The sequence below is a fragment of the Microcoleus sp. N9_B4 genome, from assembly GCF_036701635.1.
Lineage (GTDB): Bacteria > Cyanobacteriota > Cyanobacteriia > Cyanobacteriales > Microcoleaceae > Microcoleus.
Window position 1 is genome coordinate 1 of sequence record NZ_JAUBRC010000007.1, and the last position, 24,092, is coordinate 24,092.

General features: G+C 45.1%; 23 protein-coding genes. 6 read left to right on the forward strand and 17 right to left on the reverse strand.

Going from position 1 to position 24,092, the window contains the following annotated elements:
* Nucleotides 1–45 precede the first annotated feature (45 nt).
* Nucleotides 46–1,224, reverse strand: coding sequence for an NACHT domain-containing protein (locus tag QUA43_RS06365; protein ID WP_333372025.1), 1,179 nt, complete (start codon nt 1,222–1,224; stop codon nt 46–48).
* Nucleotides 1,225–1,332: 108 nt separating this feature from the next.
* Complete coding sequence (locus QUA43_RS06370; RefSeq protein WP_333372027.1) at nt 1,333–1,548, reverse strand: hypothetical protein; 216 nt, start codon at nt 1,546–1,548, stop codon at nt 1,333–1,335.
* 52 nt (nt 1,549–1,600) lie between these two features.
* Here QUA43_RS06370 and QUA43_RS06375 point away from each other — a divergent pair, with 52 nt between their 5' ends.
* Nucleotides 1,601–2,743, forward strand: a complete 1,143-nt coding sequence (locus QUA43_RS06375; protein WP_333372029.1) for an Rpn family recombination-promoting nuclease/putative transposase — start codon at nt 1,601–1,603, stop codon at nt 2,741–2,743.
* A gap of 192 nt (nt 2,744–2,935) precedes the next feature.
* On the opposite strand, the gene QUA43_RS06380 is transcribed toward QUA43_RS06375, so the two are convergent.
* From QUA43_RS06380 to QUA43_RS06415, 8 genes are all read right to left on the reverse strand, one after another.
* Nucleotides 2,936–3,223, reverse strand: coding sequence for an NfeD family protein (locus tag QUA43_RS06380; RefSeq protein WP_333372032.1), 288 nt, complete (start codon nt 3,221–3,223; stop codon nt 2,936–2,938).
* A 94-nt stretch (nt 3,224–3,317) separates the two neighbouring features.
* The gene (locus QUA43_RS06385; protein ID WP_333121703.1) at nt 3,318–3,605 is read right to left on the reverse strand and encodes an NfeD family protein; all 288 of its coding nucleotides are present in this window, start codon (nt 3,603–3,605) and stop codon (nt 3,318–3,320) included.
* A 933-nt stretch (nt 3,606–4,538) separates the two neighbouring features.
* Nucleotides 4,539–5,009: a GNAT family N-acetyltransferase gene (locus tag QUA43_RS06390; protein ID WP_333372034.1), complete on the reverse strand. Its 471-nt coding sequence runs from the start codon at nt 5,007–5,009 to the stop codon at nt 4,539–4,541.
* On the reverse strand, nt 5,006–5,521 hold the full coding sequence (locus QUA43_RS06395) for a cupin domain-containing protein (protein ID WP_333372036.1): 516 nt from the start codon (nt 5,519–5,521) through the stop codon (nt 5,006–5,008). The genes QUA43_RS06390 and QUA43_RS06395 overlap by 4 nt, the downstream gene beginning before the upstream one ends.
* 9 nt (nt 5,522–5,530) lie before the next feature.
* Nucleotides 5,531–6,172 carry a type I restriction endonuclease gene (locus QUA43_RS06400; RefSeq protein ID WP_333372038.1) on the reverse strand — a complete coding sequence of 214 codons (642 nt, stop codon included), beginning with the start codon at nt 6,170–6,172 and terminating at the stop codon, nt 5,531–5,533.
* A gap of 43 nt (nt 6,173–6,215) precedes the next feature.
* Nucleotides 6,216–7,265: a DUF1611 domain-containing protein gene (locus tag QUA43_RS06405; protein WP_333372040.1), complete on the reverse strand. Its 1,050-nt coding sequence runs from the start codon at nt 7,263–7,265 to the stop codon at nt 6,216–6,218.
* 74 nt (nt 7,266–7,339) lie between these two features.
* Nucleotides 7,340–8,122 carry a Uma2 family endonuclease gene (locus QUA43_RS06410; protein ID WP_333372042.1) on the reverse strand — a complete coding sequence of 261 codons (783 nt, stop codon included), beginning with the start codon at nt 8,120–8,122 and terminating at the stop codon, nt 7,340–7,342.
* Between the two features lie 67 nt (nt 8,123–8,189).
* Entirely contained in the window at nt 8,190–9,269 is a 1,080-nt protein-coding gene (locus tag QUA43_RS06415; RefSeq protein ID WP_333372044.1) for a dipeptide epimerase, read from the reverse strand.
* Nucleotides 9,270–9,390: 121 nt separating this feature from the next.
* On the opposite strand from QUA43_RS06415, the gene QUA43_RS06420 reads away from it, so the two are divergent.
* Together QUA43_RS06420 and QUA43_RS06425 are read left to right on the forward strand one after the other, a co-directional pair.
* Nucleotides 9,391–10,104 carry a hypothetical protein gene (locus QUA43_RS06420; protein ID WP_333372046.1) on the forward strand — a complete coding sequence of 238 codons (714 nt, stop codon included), beginning with the start codon at nt 9,391–9,393 and terminating at the stop codon, nt 10,102–10,104.
* A gap of 48 nt (nt 10,105–10,152) precedes the next feature.
* A complete protein-coding gene (locus tag QUA43_RS06425; protein WP_333372049.1) occupies nt 10,153–10,599 on the forward strand; it encodes an NADAR family protein in 447 nt (148 codons plus the stop codon).
* Nucleotides 10,600–11,053: 454 nt separating this feature from the next.
* On the opposite strand, the gene QUA43_RS06430 is transcribed toward QUA43_RS06425, so the two are convergent.
* Nucleotides 11,054–11,758 carry a hypothetical protein gene (locus QUA43_RS06430; RefSeq protein ID WP_333372051.1) on the reverse strand — a complete coding sequence of 235 codons (705 nt, stop codon included), beginning with the start codon at nt 11,756–11,758 and terminating at the stop codon, nt 11,054–11,056.
* 195 nt (nt 11,759–11,953) lie between these two features.
* Entirely contained in the window at nt 11,954–12,160 is a 207-nt protein-coding gene (locus QUA43_RS06435; protein WP_333372053.1) for a hypothetical protein, read from the reverse strand.
* 384 nt (nt 12,161–12,544) lie between these two features.
* On the opposite strand from QUA43_RS06435, the gene QUA43_RS06440 reads away from it, so the two are divergent.
* The 3 genes from QUA43_RS06440 to rsmB all read left to right on the forward strand — a co-directional run bounded on the left by QUA43_RS06440 (nt 12,545) and on the right by rsmB (nt 18,152).
* On the forward strand, nt 12,545–15,502 hold the full coding sequence (locus QUA43_RS06440) for a tetratricopeptide repeat protein (RefSeq protein ID WP_333372055.1): 2,958 nt from the start codon (nt 12,545–12,547) through the stop codon (nt 15,500–15,502).
* A 165-nt stretch (nt 15,503–15,667) separates the two neighbouring features.
* Entirely contained in the window at nt 15,668–16,363 is a 696-nt protein-coding gene (locus tag QUA43_RS06445; protein WP_333372057.1) for a Uma2 family endonuclease, read from the forward strand.
* 115 nt (nt 16,364–16,478) lie between these two features.
* Nucleotides 16,479–18,152, forward strand: a complete 1,674-nt coding sequence (rsmB, locus tag QUA43_RS06450) for a 16S rRNA (cytosine(967)-C(5))-methyltransferase RsmB (RefSeq protein ID WP_333372059.1) — start codon at nt 16,479–16,481, stop codon at nt 18,150–18,152.
* A gap of 23 nt (nt 18,153–18,175) precedes the next feature.
* Here rsmB and QUA43_RS06455 read toward each other — a convergent pair whose 3' ends face one another.
* From QUA43_RS06455 to QUA43_RS06475, 5 genes are all read right to left on the reverse strand, one after another.
* On the reverse strand, nt 18,176–20,743 hold the full coding sequence (locus tag QUA43_RS06455) for a penicillin-binding protein 1A (protein ID WP_333372062.1): 2,568 nt from the start codon (nt 20,741–20,743) through the stop codon (nt 18,176–18,178).
* A gap of 239 nt (nt 20,744–20,982) precedes the next feature.
* Nucleotides 20,983–21,993, reverse strand: coding sequence for a chlorophyll synthase ChlG (chlG, locus tag QUA43_RS06460; protein ID WP_333214815.1), 1,011 nt, complete (start codon nt 21,991–21,993; stop codon nt 20,983–20,985).
* 293 nt (nt 21,994–22,286) lie between these two features.
* Nucleotides 22,287–22,769, reverse strand: a complete 483-nt coding sequence (locus QUA43_RS06465) for a DUF29 domain-containing protein (protein ID WP_333372064.1) — start codon at nt 22,767–22,769, stop codon at nt 22,287–22,289.
* Nucleotides 22,770–22,795: 26 nt separating this feature from the next.
* Nucleotides 22,796–23,536: a helix-hairpin-helix domain-containing protein gene (locus QUA43_RS06470; protein ID WP_333372066.1), complete on the reverse strand. Its 741-nt coding sequence runs from the start codon at nt 23,534–23,536 to the stop codon at nt 22,796–22,798.
* Nucleotides 23,537–23,744: 208 nt separating this feature from the next.
* The gene (locus tag QUA43_RS06475; RefSeq protein WP_333372068.1) at nt 23,745–24,092 is read right to left on the reverse strand and encodes an NINE protein; all 348 of its coding nucleotides are present in this window, start codon (nt 24,090–24,092) and stop codon (nt 23,745–23,747) included.

The following is a 24,092-nucleotide window of genomic DNA, read 5'->3' on the forward strand; positions in this document are numbered from 1 at the left end:
TCCTGCTCATCACCCTTATTGTCGCCTGGTTTAATTGACTTTATACTACCCCGTTGTAAAAAACCTACACCTGTCAGCCGACTCATCCCCCATCACCGCCTTATACCAATGTTGGGCAAAAGCCCGCGCCTGCGTTTCATTAAAATCCGCCACCTCCACATAATCAAACCGCTCAAACCGCGATTCCTGACTCTGCGTTCGACAGGTCACAATTACCTGCACCTGCGGATAAGTGCGAGCAAACCGCTTGATTTCCTTGGCGATGTTCTTCCCATCTTCTCCCGTCACCTCATCCAACCCATCCAGCAGCACCAGCGCCCGACCTCGATCTAACGCCAATTGAGTTTCGGCATCCGATAACCGCCAGCACCGTTCTAGATAACCCTCTAGCGAGTAGGCAACCTCGCGCCCATCCTCGACAAAATCTCGCAGTTTAATCAAAACCGGAATCCGGTGCGCTTGTAAATTACCTGCGTTGCACTCCATCACCACTCGCTGCAAATACGTGGTCTTTCCCGAACCCGGTTTGCCCACTACCATCAGGTTCGCATTCTTTGCCAGCACCTCTAAACCTGATACCCGTTTTAGCTGTTTGCCCAAACCAATGCGATCCAAACTGCGGTAGCTGGGATTTTGGCTGAAGTGCTGCCACAAGTCATCCAATTCCGATTTACGACTACTACTGAGTTCCTCCAGAAGATTGACATCCACAAACAAGTCACCCAACGGCACGCAACGATCGACCCCCCAAAGCGGCATAGTGCCGTGCAACCGTTGGATGTCATCGTGGAGGCGCGATCGTACTTGCTGAACTAACGCATCAATATCATCTTTCAGGCTCTCCAGAGGCGGATCTGACAGCGAATTTGGTGGTTTACCTTTCTCCTGAACCTGTTCATCATCGGGTTCCCATTTCAGGTTGAGCTTTTTGCAGATGCAAAGAAACTGCTTGCGCTGAACAGGTTCACCTTTGAAAAAATTGTTGATGGTGTTACGCGACATCTCCAATTGAGCCGCCAAATCGGATTTGCTACCAAATTTTGCTAATGCGCTGTCCGCGTTTTTCAGTTGAGTTGGCGATAACCTCAGAGATCGCCCGGTACGTTCTGTCATGTAGTGGTTCCAGCTTTCCCCCATTCTAGCGACGCGATCGTAACTTGGACAAACTTGTACATAACCTGAGCGATAGGCGATCGTATCTAAAACCAGCCTCCTATCTTTCATTTGGCAGATTGTTGAGAGTTTCAACAAAGATGACCAACATGAAGAGTTCAAATAAGAAAAAATCGCTCAAAGTAATCGAGTTTACTGTAGTGGGTGTTGCCACCTGGCTCAATCCCCAAGCAGGATTTCTGCTCTTTCTGCTTCGGCTGTGCTTTCAAATCTTGGCTGCGTTGCAGAAAGATGAGGAGAGTGAAATAGATAAAAGCTAAATGCTAAACGAGTAGATTGAGAAAACATTGTCGTTGCCGATCGCCGAAATCGACAAGCGAAAATCTGAAAAAATGAGTGGATGCGATCGCTACTAAAACTATCGAGCGATCGCATTTACCAATCTTGGCATGGTATAGTACCCATCTTCGATTCGCATCGACAACTCATGAAAACAGACACCATTTTCTACAGCCTGTTTCAGGAATTTCCCAGCTTCTTCTTTGAACTGATCGATCGTTCCCCAGACGAAGCCACCGCCTATGAATTCACCTCCCGCGAAATCAAACAACTCGCATTCCGCATCGACGGCTTATTTCTCCCCAAAACCGAAGAACCTGAAAAACCATTTTACTTAGCTGAAGTTCAGTTTCAACCCGATGCCGACTTGTACTACCGCATCTTTGGCGAACTCTTTCTCTATCTGCGACAATACAAACCCCTCAATCCTTGGCGCGTCGTTGTCATCTATCCCAATCGCCGCATCGAACACGAACAGATGCTGCAATTTCAGGAGCTCTTAACCAGTCAGCGTGTCCAACGGATTTACCTCGATGAATTGCCAGAAGCCGCAGATCGATCGCTGGGAGTGAAAGTTGTTAAACTGGTAATCGAGCCAGCAGAGACAGCAGCAGAACAAGCACGGCAGTCGATCGCAATGGCCCGACAACAGTTGTCCGATCCAACCGTTCTACGCGATTTAATTAACCTCATCGAAACAATTATCGTCTACAAACTCCCCCAGAAAAGCCGCGAGGAAATTGCCGCCATGTTGAATTTAAGCGAACTCAGACAAACTCGATTTTACCAGGAAGTCAAGCAAGAAGGCTTAGAAGAAGGACTCGAACAAGGTAAGCAGGAAGGTGAGCGGCAGGCGAAGTTAGAAGCCATTCGTCGCACGATAGGGCTGGGGATAAATTTAGAGACGATCGCGCAATTATTAGATTTGTCTCTCGAATTTGTTCGGCAAACAATTAACAAACTCCAACGGGAATCGATGTCACTCTCCGAACAAAAGATCGACTCGTTTATCGAACTATTAACTCAGCAGCGATCGCTGTTCTCGGCCGAACAATTAACCGAACTAGCGCAGCTAATCGAACCCTTATCCGATGAGAGCGATGTCCTTTCAGAAGCGATTTCAACCTGGGCTGAAAATTACCCTTCAATTCAGGAAGCTCAAGCCAAACTGCTCGAACCACTACCGCCGGCTAAGGCATCAGAAAAAGCAGCAGTCAGCGGAGAAATTAGCGAATCTCAACTCCGCGATCGCCTCAACAAACAAGCTCTCAAAAATGCCATTTTATTGTAGCGCACAACAGCTTACCTCCTTTATAATTCGGCGGTTGAAACCGCTACTACACAAACAAAGCCCGCCTTCGCGGGCTAAGAAATAAAGGGGGTATTTCAGCCAAATTGCCACTAAAACACAGAATAGTCAGAACCCCGACTTATTCAAGAAGTCGGGGTTCTGACAGTGAAAAAGTTTAGATTACTTTCTAGTTTAGTCTGCGGGAGCGAGGGAAACTAACAGAGTGATGTTGTCAACGCCGATGACATAAACGGTATCTCCGGGTGTGAGGGTGATTTGGCGATCGCACCGTGCGGGCCACCAGCTACCTTGGAAGCGGACGCGACCTGTTTGATTCGGGTAAATCGATTCATCAACGACTGCTTCTTCGTTGAAGTAGTGGAAATTGGTGTTGATGTAGTTATCCATTAAGAGATTGTTTTCTGTGCTGTAGGTGTGAAGAGAAAAAATAGAACCGAAAGCTTTTACTACGTTAAACATTTTGTTGACTCCTTTTGTGTTAAAATATATGGAAGTTTAATCGCCTATTGATGCTATTTGAAAGGTTGCATTTCCTGGTTGTTCAATCTCTGATTTAGTCTGCGGGAGCGAGGGAAACTAACAGAGTGATGTTGTCAACGCCGATGACATAAACGGTGTCTCCCGGTGTGAGGGTGATTTGGCGATCGCAACGTGCGGGCCACCAGCTACCTTGAAAGCGGACGCGACCTGTTTGATTCGGGTAAATCGATTCATCGACGACAGCTTCTTCGTTGAAGTAGTTAAAATTGGTGTTGATGTAATTTTTGATGAGCATATTGTTAGCGGCGCTGTATCCTTGGGTAGAGAAAATCGAGCCGAAAGCTTTTACTACGTTGAACATGATATTTACTCCTGTTGTGTTAAAATATATGGATGTGTAATTGTCTGTTTATGCTATTTGAGAGGCTGCATTTCCTCGGTTAAGATTGACTGATTGCCTTGATATTTCATTGTTCTTGCCTTCCGTGCTTTTATCAGGATAAAAGCTAAGAATTTTTGAAATGTTGAGGGGATTTGAGAAGCGGTTGCGGGGAGTATAAATCCAGTAATTCCGAGGTATTGAATTAAGGATTTCATGGTTGAGCAGTTGGTGGGATTTGCCTCAAGGGTAGATGTGGTTAGCTACATTAGAGATTGTCTGATTCCGCATTACTGCTGCTGTGAAGATGTTTTCTTTTTGGGTTTAACTTTTGGGTTGAATTTTTTGATTGGGTTGTGACTCACTTGCTTTACACTTACTAATTTGCCAGGAGTCGAATATCTTTGGTGCGATCGCCAGTCCACTTTCCCACTCTGGTACTGGCACATGACACTCCTAAACCCTCAAACAACCATTTTCTAAAGGTTTTTGCCTAAACATCAGGCGGCGGGCTGTGCCAATTTAGCTAACTGGACTACCGCAAACGGTGAATTATGAACTTACGCAGTCTCGATCGCCCAATCCGGAATATCCCTAAATATCTAGTCCGTGACTTACGCACCAAACCTCTAAAAACCAGGTTTCTGACACCCAGTGCGCCATTAGGGGCCCGTAAGCGGATCTATGATCTAAGCCACTTTACTAGGGCACTCAGCCACCCTCCCAATGCGATATTGATTTGTACCTACCTATTTAGGCATAGACCATAGGCGATCGAGACTTAGGCAGATATTCACGACGCGGTAGGAGTTTTTGATCGATGGAGCTCGATCGCACCCTGTTATCTAATTATTGAACAGGTCGAACTTAAAATCCATTCATAAATTCAGAATCTTAAATTCATAAAAGTCATAATTATAGACAACCTGCTTGATACTGCATAATTGTTACAGGAATTTTGAATAAAGTTTTAGCTAATTGAGACAAACCGAACTTGAATTTAAGCGACTGCGGCAATTCTTGTACGGAAACTTCTACAAAGCCAAAGCGAGTATAAAATGATGCGAGTCGCTTTCCCAAACATTCTAAATATAGCGGTTCTGTAGCTTGTTGAATTAAATATTTTGTGAGGTAGCTTCCCAAACCTCGATCGCGCCAATCCTTCGCCACCACCAAACTGCCCAATTCTTGCGCGCCCGCAAAGTTCCGCAACTGTCCGCAAGCTGCCAATTTTCCCTCGCATTCGATCACCCAGAATTGCTCCCAGCGCAACTGAGTTGGATCGAGTTTGGCGCTCCACACTAACCTTCTAATTGATTTGATGTCTTGAGCTGAGGCTGGGCGGAGGACGCATTGTGGCGGCAACGAAAAAGAACTTTCATTCATGATGATTCCTGTTGGCTGTCTCGTTTGGCTTGGGCTTTCAACATCCTTTCTTTTAACCGTGCATTTCTCTCGGCAATTTCGGGATTTCCCTCATACCAAGGCGGAACATCGTCATAATCGGGAATTCCATCATCTATCAGATAGCGCGCGTTGGGTTGCTTGGGATAACCTGTGGCCAATCCTCCAGTACAGATCGCAAATAAAGCTGTATTGTCAGCAGCTTTTAATGCTCTCTTTGCTGCGGGAGAAACTCTCACAATATCGCCGCCCTCAAGTGTCAATAGTTCCCCATCTACAACCATCAGGCCCTTGCCTTCAACTACAATATAAACTTCTTCTTGTTCTGCGTGGCTGTGAGTAAAGGTATAGCCCTCGCCAGCCGGCAAGCGAATCAAACCTAAAGCTACTCCTTGCAGATTTAGCTGTCGCCAAGGGTTGGTGAGTTGGGGCAAATTGTTAAAGTCAAAGTGAGCTTTACTGAATTTATTGTTATTTTCAGAATCTAGTTCCATATTGTGTATTTAAGTAGAAGAGATGTTACTGGAAATTATACCAGCTAGCCGCTTCAAAATGCGAAAGACTTCGTAAAGTTCATTTCCGGGATTCGCAATATCGAAAAGTTTAGAGACGGCATACTGCGGTGTGTCTTGTTTTGTCACTTTGATAAATCGAAAGCTGCTACCATTTGTCAGAAGCCCAAATGTTACTGGTTCTGGGCTGGGGTCATTCAGCATATAAAATAGTAACTGAGGAAGCCCAGCTTCAACGGAATATTGAGAGCGTTTGGCTTCAATCGCAACTACCCAAAAAGATTTCAGCAATAGCAGGACATCAATGCTACCCCTGACAATTGTATCTTCATCTTCAATAGTCAGTTCTACTGATTTTTCTGCCTCTATGTGAAAGGGAGTCAAGTAGAAATCTGCTAAAAATAGCAAGGGAGCCAGTACCACCATTTTTACGGTATCTTCCAGCATCGCGTACTTGACACTGTTGATATAACCTGCTTTTACGTTGTCGAGCGATCGCTTTTTGTCATCGCTAATTTCCGGTAAATCGTCAATCCACTCCCGGAAGAATTGCTCGTCTTCACAAAGTTGAAAATTAAATTTTGTTTGGACATCTAGCAGGGTCAGTGTTTTTGCTTGAATGCTTTGTGTCATAGTTTTATCTAGTTATTTATTAGTTGGTACGTATTGTAGCATATCAACTGTAGATCGCCTCCAACAAAACCTCCGCGCCAAACCTTACGGGATCGGTACAAGGCAATCCCGTTTCTGCTTGAATTTCAGCTATTGCTAACAGCGCTTCGGCCTCATTTAAGTGATGAGTGTTGAGGGCGATCGCGCTCACTTTTCCCCCTGCAAAAGCACCCGCAGCAGCAGCTACCATTTCGTACAATTCAATTACTTTTGATAGCCTGGGAATCGATACGTGCGGGTGATTGCGAATGCTAGTTTGTCCGGCTCGGTGGGCTAAAATTAAGTGAGTTGGCTGCGAACCCCGCAGCAGCGGCAGAGTCGCCGTCGAACCCGGATGCAATAGCGAACCTTGCCCTTCTACGTGCAGAATATCGCATTCAGAGCCCAATTTGAGCGCCATTTGTTCGACAGCTCCAGCCGCGAAATCAACTCGCACTGCATCCAAAGGAAGGCCTTCATTTCCGATCATTAAACCCGTTTGACCGGTTGCCAAAAATTTGGAACGCAAACCCCGCCGCAAGCAAGTGCGATTGAGTTCCAGACTGGTTGACATTTTGCCAACGCTCATATCTGTGCCGACAGTTAATACGCGGCGACAACTTAATTTAGCAGCAGCAGCAGAGGCGATCGCACCGACAGATTTCGGTTCCTGACGCACGTCCCAAATCCATTGATTTTTGGTTAAAGGAACTGTTATCAAAGGTGCAAGTTTCGCGTGCAAACCGTTGACAACGGACAAACCTGCTGCTACCGCTTGATTAATTTCTGGCAGCCATTCCGCAGGCAAAACACCGCCGGAAGTAGCGATACCAATTAGCAGAATATCCGGCGCAAATAGGAGTGCTTCTGCAACGGAAGCAACTATCGGTACTTGTTGAGGAATGCCCGTTAATTCAGGTAAAGATTGTCCGGCACATTGGCGGTCTATTACTGCTACAATTTGTGCTTCGCTGTAGCGCAAAAATGCTAAACCTGTTTTGCCGGAAGAACCGAGAATACCCTCGTGCAGCAGGATGGCAATTTTGCCATTTTTGATCGGATAGTTTTTAGTCATTGATTTACTTGTGAGATGGGCGATTTTAGATTTTAGATTTTAGCTTCAATCTAAAATCTAAAATCGATTGGGTGTTAGCTGCGATTTGGGTTCAGGGTAAGATCATTCGGATCTTCTCCCAATTCTCGCAATCTGGCCTCTAGTCGCGAGGCTCGCTGGCGTTCCTGTTCCGCTTGCTGTTGAGCAGCTTCCGCTTGCTGTTGAGCGGCTTCCTCCGGCAACAAAACTAAATTGCCAGATTCATCGAAAAAACGCACCCAAGTCGCTGTTTCTCGATCGACAATTCCTTCCCAAGTGCCCAACCAAAAACCTAACGTTTCGCACCACAGCCAACCCCGCTCGTTGGGCACTAACGGCTGATAACGCAGGGTGGCATCTAAACACCATCCTCGCAAAGAATTCGGATCGAAAGGATCGAAAACAAAGTAATCACGAGTTCTAAAAACCTGCTCGTAAATATCCTTTTTTTTGCCTGTATCCTGATTTGCCGTTGATGGTGACAGCAGTTCCACAATGACATCCGGGTAACGTCCGTTTTCTTCCCAAACTACCCAGCCTTGTCGGGAAGTATTGCTGTCAACACCCAAGACAGCGAAAAAATCCGGGCCTCGGAAATCCTGATTACGAATCTGTTTAGCGCTGTAATAAATAAACATATTGCCACCGACAAAAAAATCGTTCCGGTTAGCTAAACCTTGTTCTACGGAACGGATTAAAACGGTCATTGCTATACGGTGGCGGTTGCTTTCCATTTCTGCACCATCATCAAAAATTAAATCAGTCGGCGGCTTGTGTTCTTCAAAAAAAAGTTTGGCTTCTCTATCAATTCCCTGTCCTATTGATTCTACTGGTATCATACTATCTCCAGATTTATTTTTATCTGTCAACTGTCAACTGTCAACTGTCAACTGTTTAACGATACTTCTATTCTACAATCTCAATTCGCTGCACTCCCAATCCCGATCGCCCGTTTGGCAGCAAACACCCATTTTCGACGATCGCACCCGTGAAAGGATCGTCTAATAAATTTAAGTGACTGTCCAAATCCAAATAATCAGCTAGCGGTGAAAGTTGTGCTGCTGCTGTATTTGCGATCGCGCTATCTGAATAGCAGCCGAACATTACTTGCAAATTGCAGGCTTTTGCTGTGTGAATCATCCGCATTGCTTCAGTCAATCCCCCTGACTTCATCATTTTGATATTGATGCCGTGGACGCAGTGCGCTAACTTGGGTATATCGGAACTATTAAAGCAACTTTCATCAGCAAAAATTGGCAGGGGCGATTGACGGTACAGTTCTGAGAATTCATCCATATCTGCGACGGGTGAAAGCGGCTGTTCGACATAATTTATCTGGTATTTTTCCAGCCAGCGACACATTTCGATCGCGCTGGTCAAACTCCAGCCGCCGTTAGCATCTACACTGATTTTCAGATTAGCTGGTGCTTCCTCTAGCACTGCTGTTAACATAGCTTGGTCGGCTTCGATTCCTTCGGGATTGCCTAATTTAACCTTAATGGCGCGGTATTTGATGCTTGCTGGATCTGTCGCATCTTTACCAAACCAATCGCGCACTCTTTCTCTTGCACCAGACGGCGAATTAATGCCGATTGTGACGGAGGTGGGGACGATGCGCGATCGATCTAACCCCCACATTTTCCACAGTGGCAAGCCTGCTTTTTTGCCCAGCCAGTCGTGCATTGCCATGTCGATGCCGGCGCGGGCTGCTGAGGGTAAGTTGACCTCTGTTAATACTTGTTCGATTTTTTGGCGATCGAACGGAGTAAACTTTTCTAGCAGCGGTGCAACTTCCTGCAATGCAGCTAGCAGCATTTCGGTAGTTTGGGGCCGAGAACCTGTGGAAAAGGGCGATGCTTCTCCCCAGCCTTCGATTCCTTCGTGTGCTAATTTTACCCATAAATTCGTACTTTGGGCTGTTGTACCGCGGCTGATGGTAAGGGCAAACCGCTTGCGGACAGTGAAGGTTTCAATTTGAACGTGCATTGTCAGTGATTGGTGATTTTTTGTAGATAAAAATCCGAGGTGGCGGATTGCGCCGCTCTTGCGATTTTTTACTTTTTACTTTATAGTTTGATTTTGCTTGTTCTAGTTTATCAAAAACTTGATGAAGTTCATTATTTCTGTTTCGCCGAAGAGAGTTGCTTTCTCTCTCAGCATTTGGGTGCTCTTCTTTGCTGTTGCTGGTTGCATCGTACAAGTTCTGCGGTACGGTTTCAACTATCAAGAACGCTGGATTAATTTATTTAATTTAGACAGAGAAATAAATTATCCTGCGTGGTACTCGTCATTTACTTTGCTGTTTTGCGCGATTTTGCTAGGTATTATTGCTACTGCTAAGAAGAAGCAGGGCGATCGGTATTTTGGGCACTGGAAAGCGCTGGGGTTCATCTTTGTATTTTTTTGTTTAGATGAAATATTGAGTCTGCACGAAATATTAATTATTAACGACTTGCGAAAGGCACTGCATTTAGGGGGAATTTTTTACTTCGTTTGGGTAATTCCGGGGGCGATTTTTGTTGCGGTTACTGCGCTGGCTTATCTCAAGTTTCTCCGGCACCTACCCCGGAAAACAAGGGACTTTTTCTTACTAGCAGGCAGTATATATGTCGGTGGAGCACTTGGCATGGAAATGGTTGGTGGCTATTATGCAGATGCGGTAGGTCAACGAAACTTGATATACGGTTTGATGGTTTGTGTTGAGGAAATTTTGGAAATGGTAGGGGTGATCGTATTTATCTACGCCCTGCTGTCTTACATTGGTTCCCATCTTGAAACTATTGATTTGCGGTTGAAGATAGTGGAGAATCAACAGAGGTAAAACTGACGATTAACCAAGATTATTAACGAAATTGAAATCGCAGACTTTATGGCTATCTACTTCTACACCACTGGCAGCGAATACGGCTGTTTTTCTAATTTTTCCAGTCATGGATTCGAGTTAGACGGAGAATATTGGGCAACTACTGAACATTATTTTCAAGCACAAAAGTTTCCCAAAACGGCTCATTGTGACCAAATTCGCCAAGCAAAAACGCCGAAAGATGCCGCAAAAATGGGGCGCGATCGCTCTCGTCCCCTCCGCAAAGATTGGGAACAAGTAAAAGATGATATCATGAGAAAAGCCGTACTCCGCAAATTTGAAACTCATGCCGAAATTAGAGAAATTTTACTCGCTACTGGCGATGAGGAAATAGTCGAAAATTCCCCTATTGATTACTATTGGGGTTGCGGTAAAGATGGCAGCGGCAAAAATATGTTGGGCCAGATTTTAATGGAAGTAAGGGAAATATTGCGAAAACGCACGTCAGAGTAAAACATAACTTAAATTTCCCAAACTAAAGCAGGACTTATTTAATCCTAAGTCCTGCAATGCTCCTAAGCGAGCATTTCCTCAATTTTCTTAAACACTGAACTTAAAAATCGGTCTGAGGAACTGTCAAAACCTGTGCCAATCTCGTCGGGCTGTTCTAGTAGAGGGTTTAGCCTCTCCTCAGAGACTGCGAAGCAGGGGAAACGGTAAAAACCCTGCACCACTTTTTTTGTTTTAACAACTACTCTCAACCGGAATTAACTTTTATGGTCGCAAGTACAGCATTGTTAGCCCGTCGCCTCCCGGACACCGTTCCCCTAAGGTTGGCGATTCACAGGTAAAACAGCAAAACACCTGTTCTGGTTAAAGTTTGTTTTTTATTGATGCTGTATCTTTACTATTGTGTACGATTTGTGGAAAGTGTCAGCACTCGTACAGAATTCTTTACATTTGTGATTTATTTGGATATAATTGCGCCACTCTGTCGCCGTTGCTGTTGAATTCGGTTAAATTCTTTCTGTTCTGCGCTTAGCAAACTATTGTCGATCGGCGATCGCATATCCCACTGCAATTCTGACAATAACAACAAACAGCCGGCCATAATTATGCCTGTGGTTAGATATTGCCAAGGTGCAACAAATGTTAATAGAGGTATGCTAAATAAATGAGTTAGTCCAATCAGGAGAAAAGTGCGCGATCGCAAACCTAATCCCGTTAACAAATAGCCGATCGCGCTCAACCCCAACCACAAATCGCAAAGGTGCAGCAACAAACCTCCCCAACCGGCAAAAATACTGCAATCCGTCAGAACCAAACCAGTTATCATCAAAATCGCCCAAGAGTAAAGAATCCAGCTAACTCGCTCGACTCTTACCCAAAACAAAGTCAAAACAGCCATTACCGCAGTACCAATTAGAGTCAAAGTTGACCACAAAATCGCCTGAAAGCTCCAACTGATGGGGACAAACTGAGCCGTAAAAAAAATCCCCCCTGTCACCAAACCCCAAAGCAGAAAAGTTTGGTCGATGCGGGTATAAAGTCCTGAGAAAAGAGTAATATTTCCAATTTGCCAGCGGAGTTGCAACAGGCCTTCGCGGTCTTGTACGTCGAGATGTTCCTGTTTGCAGCGGATTAGGGGTTCGGAGGCGTTGAAAAAGGTCATCCAGAGTTGGGGAAAGTATGAAGTTTTGTGTATTGTAACAAGTCTTAAAGCATATTTTTCAGATTTTTTCTTGTTCCCAGGCTCTGCCTGGGGACGCAGATTGGGAGGCTCTGCCTCCCGCGAGTCTAAGACTTGGGAGGCAGAGTCTCTGGATATCGATTCCCAGGCAGAGCCGGGGAACCAGGGAACCAGTGATTATTTGTGTTTTTTGTTCACGGTTTTCGTCAACTGAGTAATCGAGTTGAGCAAAGTTTGGGAAAAGTAAGCCATCGCAAAAATCACGGCTACTGCAACTCCCCCGTACATCAGTAAAGGCATGAAACCTCCAGTTTCAGGCGGTGTTGCCGAATCAGTTGGAGCCGTAGAAACCAGAATGACTTGGTTGGTGCTAAAATCAGACATATAAACTCCTTGGTCTGTACAAAGACCGTAAAAATGGGAAATTGACGAGCGTTTCTGGTGGCACCCAGTCGCTCTGAAAAAAACAAGCGATCGAAAGCGTCTCTAGTAAAAGCTAGGGGCGCTTGTTTGCTTGTTAAGGGCAGTCTAACACTGCTGTGCAAAATATACAACAAAACTAACGTATATTTTAAAAACTTATGGTAAATTAGACGTATAACTTCTAAAAGCCTTGTCTAACAAGCATTTTCTCCTCGTTCCCGGCTCTGCCTGGGGACGCTGATCCGGAGGCTCTGCCTCCTGTTTTCCTCCGCAACCGACGAGGCAGAGCCTCTAGATATAGGTTCCCCGGCTGTGCCTGGGAACCAGTTAAACCCAATAGATATTATGAAAAATACATTTATCTCTCGATTTACTCCTAGCTTGATGGCCCCAGAAACCCTGGAAGCTATCTTAGTACAGCGTCACGGATTAGCAGAACGTTTAGTAGAGCTAATTAGGGTGAGTGCCCTAACAGATAACAAGCATTTTCAACTACTAATTGGGCCGCGCGGCATTGGCAAAACGCACTTGGTTTCCCTGATTTATCACCGCGTATACAACATGGAAGATTTGCGGGATAAATTGCTAATTGCGTGGCTGCAAGAAGAGGAATGGGGGATTGCGTCTTTTTTGGATTTATTGCGGGGAATATTCCGGGCACTTGCTAAAGAATATAAGCCAGAATATGAAGCTCAGTTACATGATGATGTTGAAAAGCTTTATGATTTGTCGCCGGAGCAAGCTGAAGTTAAGGCCGCAGAATTACTGAGAGACTTTGTTGGCAAGCGGGTGCTGTTGTTGATTGTCGAAAATTTAGAGGACGTGTTTAGCGGGTTGGGGGATTTCGGGCAGAAGCAGTTGAGGGCGTATATTCAAAATCATTCATTTTTGACAATTTTGGCAACATCACAAAGCTTGTTTGATGGAGTCAAGCTCTCTAATAATCCTTTTTATGATTTTTTTGATTTACATGAATTAGATGAGTTTAAGCTCGATGATGCTGTAGCTTTATTAAATCATATTGCCAAGTTAGAAGGGAATAGTGAATTAGCATCTTTTATTCAAAGTCCAACCGGGCGCGATCGCATTAAAGTTGTGCATTACCTTTCTGGTGGCAGTCCTCGCGTCTACATTGTTTTTTCCGCTTTTCTGATGACTCCTGAATCCCTCGATAAATTGGTAGAACCGTTTATGGAAATGCTGGATAGCCTCACGCCCTACTATCAGGATCGGATGAAATATATTTCAAATCAGCAGCGAAAGATAGTTGACTTTTTGTGCGATCAGGGTGGTGCCGCACCAGTAAAAGAAATTGCCAAACGCTGTTTTATCGAGCAGCGAACTGTATCTAGCCAACTTAAAGATTTGCGAGATAAGGGTTATGTCAAAACAGAGGAAATTGGACGGGAATCGTGGTATGAATTGCGGGAACCATTGATGCGTTTTTGCCTGGAGGTAAAGAAGCAGCGAAATGAACCGATTCGATTAATTGTGGATTTTATTCGGGTTTGGTATACGCGGAAAGAATTGCAGCAGCGATTGGGATTGAGGATGGCGGATGTTGATTTGGCGGAGAAAGAAAGTCATTTTATGTATCGGCAAGGTTTGAAACCGATTCCGCCTGATGCTGTGATCGAACGAGAATATTATACGCGGGCGCTTGAGGCTATTGAGAGAAATGAGGAAGACCCGCGTTTGAAGGCTTATTTTGATGAAATTGGAAATTGTATCGAACAGAAAGATCATGTTTCTGCTTTAGCATATGCGGAAAAATTGGTAACAAGTCGCGGCGACTTCGAGGATTGGTTGCTAAATGGATTGTGCTTAGTTAGTTTGGAACGCTACGATGAAGCTTTAGAATGTTTAGGCAAAGCTATTGCAATTGACTCCAATTATGAGGATGCGAGGCTTTGGCAAATCCTAGGCGATGTATACTATGAGATAAAACGCTATGAAGAAGCCTTAGAATTTTACGAGAGGGCACTCAAACTTGACTCGAATGATCAAGCGGCTTGGGCTAAGCGAGGTTATCTACTCAACTACCTCAAACACTATGAAAAAGCCTTAATATCTTGTGATGTGTTGATGGGAATTGATGCCAATTTTCAACCTGTTTGGGTTTTACGAGGCATTGTACTCAACAACCTCAAGCGTTATGAAGAAGCCTTAGAATCCTTTAATCGGGTGATCGAACTTGGCGAGAATGATCCGTGGGCTTGGGCTAGGAGAGGGGATATACTCAACAACCTGGAACACTATGAAGAAGCCTTAGAATCCTTTAATCGGGCGATCAAACTTGACGAGAATGATCCCTGGCATTGGGCTAGCAGAGGCGATATACTCAACAACCTTGAACGTTATGAAGCAGCCTTAGAATCCTTTGATCGGGCGATCGCACTTGACGAGAATGATCCGTGGCATTGGGCTAGGAGAGGCGATATACTCAACAACCTGGAACACTATGAAGAAGCCTTAGAATCCTTTGATCGGGCGATCAAACTTGACGAGAATGATCCGTGGGCTTGGACTAATCGAGGCGATGTACTCGACAACCTCAAACGCTATGAGGAAGCCTTAGAATCCTTTGATCGGGCGATCGCACTTGATGACAATTATCAGTGGGCTTGGACTAATCGAGGCAATGTACTCACCTACATCAAACGCTACAATGAAGCTTTAGAATCCGTTGATAGGGCGATCGAAATTGATGCCAATTATGAGTGGGCTTGGTCTGTCCGAGGCTGGACGCTGGATAATCTCGCCCGCTATGAAGAAGCTTTAATATCTTGTAATAAAGCGATCGAACTTGGTGATCAATCTTCATATGCCTTCTTCAACCGCGCTATTGCCATTCTCGGATTGAATCGCTGGGATGAAGGCATCGCCGCCTTAGATGACGCATTCCAACGCCTAGAACCAGGCGATGAAGCTGAGGCCGATGATGCCAAGTTAATTATCAACAACCTATTCGCGAGCACGCACGATAAAGCGATATCTCAAACTCGCATCACCAGCTTAATTGCCGTTTATGAAAAACACAAATATCTCTCAGTCTTAGGACAGGGAATTGTGCGAAACATCCCCGCGCTAATGTCAGAAATGGTCAGCGACAAAGCCGCACGCACTTGGTTAGAATTGTGGCAAGAACTAACCAGCAACTACAAACAATTCCAAATTCCCATCCGCCTGCTGAATGGGGCTGTCCGCTATAAGGAAACAAAGGGGGACAGACGAGTTTTGCTAGAACTTCCCATTGAAGAACGCAATTTATTAGAACCGTTGGTGTCAACAAAACCCGAATAAGTAAAACTGGACTTACGCACTCCCACAACGAAACCGGTTTTTTTACCTAATCTGCCGATTGCAACGAAGTCTTTTCGTGAAAAACCCGGTTTCTGGGCCCCTGCGTAAGTCCTATAAAATAGATCTAAAATAGAAATTGATGCTACTAGCAATGGAGTCATCCCCATGACAACAACAATTCCCACTCAAACTTTGCCAGAAATCATCTACCCAGACAGCGACGGAAAACCCATGTCTGACAATACCAAACAGTTCCAATTAATAGTAAAACTTCAAGGCGGAATAGATGCCTTATTCAAAGACAACGAAAATGTCTTTGTAGCAGGTGATTTGCTGTGGTATCCCGTCGAAGGAGATAACAAAACTCGCCAAGCACCTGATACAATGGTAGTCTTTGGCAGACCCAAAGGTGACAGAGGTTCCTACCAACAGTGGCTTGAAGATCATATTGCGCCGCAAGTTGTCTTTGAAATTATCTCGCCGGGAAACCGCATGACAGCAATGTTTAAGCTGTTTAAGTTCTACGAGAATTATGGAGTCGAAGAATATTATGTCTACGATCCAGAGGATAATGAGTTAATGGGTTGGCTGCGAAGTGATGGAGAACTCAACTATATTGAATCAATGGAGGGTTGGGTAAGTCCGCGTTTGGAAATCCGTTTTGAAACTGGATCGGGAGATTTAGAAATTTATCGTCCCGACGGACTAAAGTTTTTGTCTTATGTGGAGTTGTCAAGGCAAATGGAACAAGCGCAACAACAAATGGAACAAGAACGACAGGAGAAAGAGTTAGCACGACAAAAAGCCGATCGCCTTTCAGAAAAACTCCGAGAAATGGGCATAAATCCAGAGGACATTTGAGATTATAATAGTCCTCGAATCACGGGCGATCGGAAAATGGGTTTTTCACCGAATCTGCGGGCTGTAACGCGTCTTATCGTAAAAAACCCGGTTTCTAGACCCCCATATCTTAACTATGCAAAATCCCCGCCAAATAGCTTTTCTCGCACTCCGCGAAGTCCACCGCCGAGGTGCATTCGCAGATGCCGCACTCGATCGCGCTTTCAGTAATTCTCAACTCAACGACCTCGATCGGCGTTTGGTGACAGAATTAGTTTACGGTAGCGTCAGGAGAATGCGATCGATCGACTTCATCATCGACAAACTAGCCACAAAGACATCCTCCCAACAACCGCCCGAACTCCGCACCATCTTACATTTAGGCTTATATCAACTCGAATATCTCAACCAGATTCCCCCCTCCGCCGCCGTCAACACCACCGTTCAACTAGCAAAAGAAAACGGATTTTCAGGACTCAGCAGTTTTGTCAACGGTTTGTTGCGACAGTATACCCGTTTAACCCCCCCAACCCCCCCTTACCAAGGGGGGGCTAAGAGTCTTCCTAATTCCCCTGAGCAAACAGAGACTAAAACAACATCTAACTCCCCCCCTTACCAAGGGGGGGCTGGGGGGGGTGCAAATTCCCCTGAGCAAGCAGAGACTAAAACTACCTCTAACTCCCCCCCTTACCAAGGGGGGGCTGGGGGGGGTGCAAATTCCCCTGAGCAAGCAGAGACTAAAACTATCTCTAACTCCCCCCCTTACCAAGGGGGGGCTGGGGGGGGTTTGAATTCCCAACACCAAGCAGAGACTAAAACTACCTCTAACTCCCCCCCTTACCAAGGGGGGGCTGGGGGGGGTTTGAATTCTCTAAAATTACCCGAAAACCCAGTCCAACGCTTAGGAATTATCCACAGTTTCCCCGACTGGCTAATAGAATTGTGGATCGAACAAATAGGCGAAACCGAAACCGAACAACTATGTGAATGGTTCAACCAATCCCCCACAATTGACCTGAGAATCAATCCCTTAAAAAGCTCGATCGCCCAAATCGAAGCTGCCTTCAAAACCCACAACATCTCAACTAGCAGAATCCCACACTTGCCACAAGCATTAAGACTAAATGGTAGCACCGGCGCAATTCAAAACCTCCCTGGATATAGCGAAGGTTGGTGGACAATCCAAGACAGCAGCGCTCAATTAGTCACCCATTTACTAGGGCCCCAGCCAGGGGAAACCATCATCGACGCCTGCGCCGCGCCGGGAGGAAAAACCACCCACAGCGCCGAATTAATGCAGGATGAAGGCACTATTTATGCCTGCGACAAAACCGCCAGCAGACTCAAAAAACTTAAAGAAAATGCAGACAGACTCCAGATGAAATCCATTAAAATTCATACCGGAGACAGCCGCCATTTCCCAGAGTTTGTTAACCTCGCAGACAGAGTTTTACTAGACGCACCTTGTTCCGGCCTCGGAACCCTCCACCGTCGCGCCGACGCCCGCTGGCGCCACACGCCCGAAAATATTCAACAACAATCTCAACTGCAATCCGAATTGATAGCAAATGCAGCGACATTTGTCAAGCCGGGCGGCATATTAGTTTATGCAACTTGCACAATTCATCCCTTGGAAAATGAAACAGTTATTCGATCGTTCTTAGACAGCAATCCTCACTGGCAAATCGAACCGCCAACAATTGATTTACCCGTACAGCCATCACCCGAAGGATGGGTGAAAGTTTGGCCGCACAGACATCACATGGACGGCTTTTTTATGGTGAGGCTAAAGCAATTGAAAAAGGAGTAAAGTCTTTACTCCAAACCGATATTTTAATAAGCCGGTTCTTGATAAGCAGGCTCTTCATAAGCCGGTTCTTGATAAGCAGGCTCTTCATAAGCCGGTTCTTGATAAGCAGGCTCTTGCGGTGGGTAATACTTCGGTTCAGGATTAGGATTGTAAGGTACGATCGCCCCATCCTCAGTCACAATCATCCCCCGAATAATCCTATTAGGCTGCACTGGTTTCGCCTTAATACTGCCTTTGCGGCCCTCCAACTTCGGCAACTTCGGAAACTTCTCTACCGGCATTCCCTTAACAGCTTGACTCATAAAATCGCGCCAATTATAGGCCGCCGTACCGCTAGTTCCCCAGGTGGGATAATTGTCATCATTCCCTAGCCAAACCCCAGTCACAACCTGTGGAATGTAACCAATAAACCACAAATCCCGGACATTTTCCGAAGTACCAGTTTTGCCTGCTACAGCGCGATCGTTTAAAGCAGCAGGCCCCCCCGTACCGTCTTGCACAACACCCTCCAACATCCAAGTAGTAATCGCAGCACTATCCTTATCCAAAACCCGCTTCGGTTTAAAATCAGCCTGATAAATCACATCTCCCCGCTGATTAATCACCCGCTTAATTCCGTGGGCTTCAATAAAATTCCCTTGCGCGGCTAAAGTACCATAAGCATTGGTTAACTCCAGCAAATTCACCTCCGAAGAACCCAAAGCCAGGGAATAAATCGGACTCAATTTAGACTTAATTCCCATATCGTGGGCTACTTTTATCGCCGGTTCAAAACCCACATCCATCAACACCTTCACAGCTACGACATTCACCGAACGCGTCAAAGCATCAGAGATCGATCGCCAACCGCTAAATTTTTTGCCATAATTATTCGGTTGATAGCCGTCGATAATAATTGGTTCGTCTTCGTAACCGTCATAGGGAGAAAAACCAGCCGCCATCGCCGCGGCATAAACCAACCCTTTAAACGTCGATCCGGGCTGCCGCAAAGCCTGCGTAGCGCGATTAAATTCACTTTCCTTAAAATTTCCACCTCCTACCAGGGCCTTAACTTCCCCAGTCTTAGTGTCCATAGAAACTAAAGCGGCCTGTTCAAAACCCTGACGGCTGCCATCAACTTCGATCGCATTTTTAACAACCTGTTCCGCTATTTTCTGCCACTTCAAATCCACCGTCGTCTCGACAGTCAAACCGCCAGCTTCCAAAGCATCCTGAGAAACATAGCGCGGCAATTCCTTCCGAATGTAACTAGCAAAATAAGGCGCGACCACTTTAAATCGCTTCGGCGGACTTGGTTTAACGGCAATAGGTTCCGCCATCGCCTCCTTCGCCTCAGCCTCTGTAATTACCTTCGCTTCCTGCATTTGTTGCAGCACAAGATTGCGGCGTTGCTTCGCAATATCGGGATTCACCAAAGGCGAATATTCGCTCGGTGCCGGCGGCAAACCCGCCAAAGTTGCCATCTCTGCCAAAGTTAATTTATCGACTGTTTTGCTAAAGAAAACCAAAGCTGCATCTGCCACTCCGTAGGCATCCGAACCCAAATAAACCAGATTTAAATATCTTTCTAAAACTTGGTCTTTACTCAACTCCCGCTCTATTTTCTGAGCTAAAAGAGCTTCCCGAACCTTCCGCCTAATACTTCTTTCCTGATTAAGAAAAACAACGCGAGCCAATTGTTGCGTAATTGTACTGCCGCCCTGCACTAAATCTCTCGCTATCAAATTAGAAACAATCGATCGCACAATACCTTGATAATCCACCCCGCGATGTTGATAAAAACGGCGGTCTTCTATGGCAATAAAAGCTTTAACCAACAGTTCGGGAATTTCTTTAAGTTTCAGTTTATCTCTAGTGGCAGGCCCCGACTGCAACAAAATCGTATTATCTGCCGCCTTAATTGTCAGCGTTCCGTCGCGGTTAAACGCTGACAAATCGTTAACATCGGGCAAACCTTTGTCTAAGGTGTACAAAATCCATAAACCGTAGATTAAAGCGCCCCCGCCTATACTAGCCACACCTAAACTTATCCAAAATTTAGGACGGCGGGGGATACGTTTTTTAGTATTTTCCTGCGGTGCGCTATTTTCCTGTAGTGCCGTATTTATCTGCAGTTGGGTGTTCGGCGATGCGCTATTTTCCGGCAATTCGCTACTATCCGATTTTTGGGGGGATTTAGTTCCCAGCAAACTTAATCCCGGCCGCAACAATTCTTTTCCCTTGGTTTGCAAGCTGGTAACTTGAGGTTCAATTTCCAACCACGCAATTAAGCGCTTCAACCCTTGCCAATTGCGATTGACTATTGGATATCGAGCGTATTCTGGCTCTAAATATTCTGACTCTAAATATTCTGACTCTAAATATTCTGACTCTTCTAGAGGCGCAGCATCTTCTGATACCACATACTCGGATCGCTCATCCCTTGTCCGTGGAGAAAATTCCGCCTCCGATTCCGGCGAGTTGAGCTTATTGCCCTTCGCATCCTTCGGCGGTTCTCGATCGGAATTACCGCTTATTGCGTTAGTGACTTTGCTCAATGTATCTTTGATATTTGAGAAAAATTCTGCCACGTTCAGACCTTCAAACCTCATCAAGTCCGATTAAAAATTAAAAATTCAAAAAGCTAGCTTTCTTAAATTCTTAATTTTTAATTCGACATTTTTTCTTGAATAACACGCTGCCTTGAATTAGGTTTTTTGAATTAAAAATTTTTTAATTCACCACTCAAAATTCAAAACTTTTCTTAACGCTGCAGAGCTTGGTATTTTTTTGAGAAGTGAATTAGATTTTTTGAATTCAAAATTTTTTAACTCAAACCTCAAAACTCTGCTTAACTCGCATGACCCAGTGCCAAGGCTGCTACCAGCATACCCAAAACCAGGAAAGGCTGAGCACTTGCCTGATATTTAACATCATTTTCCAGGGGATTACGCAAAAAGTACATATCCTGAAAAGTAATTTGGGGAATTATCAGCAGCAGCAGAATGACGGCGTAAAGGTTTTGGTGGATGCTGATCAGGTAGCCTGCAATCCCAGCTTGAAAGATGTCGATCATCAAAACGCAAATCCAAGCTGCGGTGCTGATGCCAAACATCACTGGTAAAGATTTTAACCCTAATTGCCGATCGCCTTCAACACTTTTGAAATCATTGACGATCGCAATCCCCAGCCCTGCCAAACTATAAAACAGGGTCAAGATCATAATGGTGGGATCTAGTGTACCAAACAAAGCTTGACCCGCCCACCAAGGCAGGGCAATGTAGCTAGCACCCAGGGCATAATTTCCCAACCAGCCATTCTGCTTGAGTTTCAGCGGGGGCGCCGAGTAGATATAAGCTAGAAACGCGCCGCCGAGAGTCAAAACAGTCATTATCGGGAATTCATGACCCGCCCACAAGTCTAGAGCATAAGCCACCCCAATGCCAGCGGCTAATAATACTAAAATTTGTGTTACTACTTGGGGAATCGAGATGATACCGGAGGGAATTGGACGGTAGGGCTCGTTAATGGCGTCGATTTCGCGATCGTAAAAATCGTTCAAAGTTTGAGTGTACCCGGTCAGCAACGGCCCTGACATCAACATACAAGCTGCTGCGATCAAGAAATTCTCTAGGTTCCAAACATAGTTTCCAGAAGACGCCGCCCCGCACACCACGCCCCAAATTAGGGGAATCCAGGTAATCGGTTTCATCAATTGCAAGCGAATCTTCCAGATGGAAGTTTCCCCACTAGCGGCCCCTTTCATGCCCAACAGTTGCCTAGTTTTGGCACTGCGGTTTTCGGTAGCAGCACTTTCCGGTGCAGCTTCTGGGGAGATTTGGGATGGAGGAGAGTCAGACATAATTTGATGTTAGCGGTACTGCTACTATTGTGTCGTTTTGCATTTCAATAATAATTCAGATAGCTTACCACTGATATTTAAGGCAGATTCTTGAAAACTTACCCTGGTTTGGAGTTGATGCTAGGGAAAAGTACGAGTTTCACAATATATTGAGATATCATTATTTTTTGTAAATGTCAAGAGGATAAATATTGTTTTTTATAATTTCGCTGAGCCCGCCTGCAGGGGGAGATTTTTACCAGCAGGTGCATTTAATGTCAATTACCAGCAGGCGATCGAGCTTTGTTGCCATACTACCCTTGAATCATCTCCTCTGGCAGAAAATCTGGCAAAAATTCAGAATCTAGAACCTCGACAGCACTGTAGATACATAATTTCGGAAACGTCTCTACAAGCAATCCAGTTTCAGCACTTGCTTGTTCTGCTGCATCCGCATAGCATTCAGCCAGTACCTCTTCAAGATATGGTTTGAGACTGGGGGAATCTTTCAGAGATTTGCGAATGCGTCTGCGATGTTCGACAATGCTGCCTTTCCAACTACCGCTTCTTTGATCCGGTTGAAATTGCCACTTGAGCAAGTGCAGGAGAATTACCACCAGATTACTCTCTAAACTCCGGCGTTCACTTCGCCCCATGTCTTCTATTTCTGCAATCAGATTTTCCCAGTCGATGTTTGAATAGTCGCGAACCCGCAACTTTTCCACAGTGGTTTCAATCCATTTCAGGTAATCTGTATCATACAATTTTTGTCTGTCAACTTCTAATTTTGTTGTCATAAGCTGTTCGTGCTAACAACTGTAAATTAACAAATATGGCGGTAGGAATCAAAAGGCAGTCCCGTCCGCCGCTTGACTTCGACAACTGATTTGTAAGCGCCTTTTCTCTGCCTTTCTCTAACTATTTTTTCCGCAACATATCGATCTAAACCGCTGGCGATTAACTCTTCCGGCGAAAGAATATTTAACCGTTTCCAAGTAAACTGCAATTCTTTTTGATAATTGTAGCTGAAGCAAATCATCGGGGCGATGCGTCTGACGTGACTTTCGGGAACTCCGGCTATTTCTGACAACTCTTCGGCGTGAGTGAAAATGTAGCCTTCGTTTTGCAAAGATTCAATATCGTTGGCGTAGACGATCGGCAAACCCAAGATTCTGACCATATCGTCTTTGGTACACTCATTAATATCTATTTTGCCGCGCACGTTTGCCAGTTCTTCGGCATTTGTCGCAGTTGCAGGAACCAGTAAGCCTCTAGGTGCGGTTTTGATCAGATAGCGCTTTTTCAAACTAAAAGCAGTGACAATTTGAGCAATCCACACGATCGTACCCAAATTAGTTGAAGAAGATACCGCTAGTGCTGCTAAAGTAATGGCAACACCCCATCCCATCCAACTACGAATATTTGATTTTTGGCCTGCATAGGCGATCGCCAATCCGCCGAAGTAGGGAATAAAAGCATACCACACCCAGTTGGGAGTTTGACGCAGCCAGTATAAATCTTGAGACACTTTAATTTTATCCTTAAATAATAGTTGTGATCTCACACTTACTTATTTCACTCCCACTTTTTTAAGAGTGGGCTTTCTTCTTCCTTCTGCCTTCTTCCTGACATCCGTTACATCCGTTACATCCGTTACATCCGTTACATAATCCGTTGCCGAACTTCCTTCTTCCTGACATCCGTTGCATCCGTTACATAATCCGTTGCCGAACTTCCTTCTTCCTTCTTCCTTCTTCCTTCTTCCTTCTTAATTACAATTCTCGCAACAGTTTTTGGCGTTTTTCTTCATATTCTTCGGCCGTAATTGCGCCCATATCGTAAAGTTTTTTCAATTCGCCGATCGCCCCAGTTACATCTTTTGCCGCTCTGAGGGCATATCCAGACGGCAACATTCCGCCATTGTACTGAACCTGAAAAGCTTGTTCCGACATCAGCAGCAGGCCGATAAAATCGAAAAATGCGATCAGTGACGGAATTAATGTCCAAGAAAATAGCAAGTATAATACCCCTGCTAAGTTATTGCCCAAATAAAATTTGTGAACTCCGAAACCTCCTACAAAGAAAGCTAACACAACTGCTACGGTTTTATCTTTTACCAT

Excerpts from the sequence above, each read along its gene's own strand:
- QUA43_RS06365 (WP_333372025.1), bottom strand. The coding sequence starts at position 1,224 with ATGAAAGATAGGAGGCTGGTTTTAGATACGATCGCCTATCGCTCAGGT.
- QUA43_RS06370 (WP_333372027.1), bottom strand. The coding sequence starts at position 1,548 with ATGCGATCGCTCGATAGTTTTAGTAGCGATCGCATCCACTCATTTTTT.
- QUA43_RS06375 (WP_333372029.1), top strand. The coding sequence starts at position 1,601 with ATGAAAACAGACACCATTTTCTACAGCCTGTTTCAGGAATTTCCCAGC.
- QUA43_RS06380 (WP_333372032.1), bottom strand. The coding sequence starts at position 3,223 with ATGTTTAACGTAGTAAAAGCTTTCGGTTCTATTTTTTCTCTTCACACC.
- QUA43_RS06385 (WP_333121703.1), bottom strand. The coding sequence starts at position 3,605 with ATGTTCAACGTAGTAAAAGCTTTCGGCTCGATTTTCTCTACCCAAGGA.
- QUA43_RS06390 (WP_333372034.1), bottom strand. The coding sequence starts at position 5,009 with ATGAATGAAAGTTCTTTTTCGTTGCCGCCACAATGCGTCCTCCGCCCA.
- QUA43_RS06395 (WP_333372036.1), bottom strand. The coding sequence starts at position 5,521 with ATGGAACTAGATTCTGAAAATAACAATAAATTCAGTAAAGCTCACTTT.
- QUA43_RS06400 (WP_333372038.1), bottom strand. The coding sequence starts at position 6,172 with ATGACACAAAGCATTCAAGCAAAAACACTGACCCTGCTAGATGTCCAA.
- QUA43_RS06405 (WP_333372040.1), bottom strand. The coding sequence starts at position 7,265 with ATGACTAAAAACTATCCGATCAAAAATGGCAAAATTGCCATCCTGCTG.
- QUA43_RS06410 (WP_333372042.1), bottom strand. The coding sequence starts at position 8,122 with ATGATACCAGTAGAATCAATAGGACAGGGAATTGATAGAGAAGCCAAA.
- QUA43_RS06415 (WP_333372044.1), bottom strand. The coding sequence starts at position 9,269 with ATGCACGTTCAAATTGAAACCTTCACTGTCCGCAAGCGGTTTGCCCTT.
- QUA43_RS06420 (WP_333372046.1), top strand. The coding sequence starts at position 9,391 with ATGAAGTTCATTATTTCTGTTTCGCCGAAGAGAGTTGCTTTCTCTCTC.
- QUA43_RS06425 (WP_333372049.1), top strand. The coding sequence starts at position 10,153 with ATGGCTATCTACTTCTACACCACTGGCAGCGAATACGGCTGTTTTTCT.
- QUA43_RS06430 (WP_333372051.1), bottom strand. The coding sequence starts at position 11,758 with ATGACCTTTTTCAACGCCTCCGAACCCCTAATCCGCTGCAAACAGGAA.
- QUA43_RS06435 (WP_333372053.1), bottom strand. The coding sequence starts at position 12,160 with ATGTCTGATTTTAGCACCAACCAAGTCATTCTGGTTTCTACGGCTCCA.
- QUA43_RS06440 (WP_333372055.1), top strand. The coding sequence starts at position 12,545 with ATGAAAAATACATTTATCTCTCGATTTACTCCTAGCTTGATGGCCCCA.
- QUA43_RS06445 (WP_333372057.1), top strand. The coding sequence starts at position 15,668 with ATGACAACAACAATTCCCACTCAAACTTTGCCAGAAATCATCTACCCA.
- rsmB (WP_333372059.1), top strand. The coding sequence starts at position 16,479 with ATGCAAAATCCCCGCCAAATAGCTTTTCTCGCACTCCGCGAAGTCCAC.
- QUA43_RS06455 (WP_333372062.1), bottom strand. The coding sequence starts at position 20,743 with ATGAGGTTTGAAGGTCTGAACGTGGCAGAATTTTTCTCAAATATCAAA.
- chlG (WP_333214815.1), bottom strand. The coding sequence starts at position 21,993 with ATGTCTGACTCTCCTCCATCCCAAATCTCCCCAGAAGCTGCACCGGAA.
- QUA43_RS06465 (WP_333372064.1), bottom strand. The coding sequence starts at position 22,769 with ATGACAACAAAATTAGAAGTTGACAGACAAAAATTGTATGATACAGAT.
- QUA43_RS06475 (WP_333372068.1), bottom strand. The coding sequence starts at position 24,092 with ATGGTAAAAGATAAAACCGTAGCAGTTGTGTTAGCTTTCTTTGTAGGA.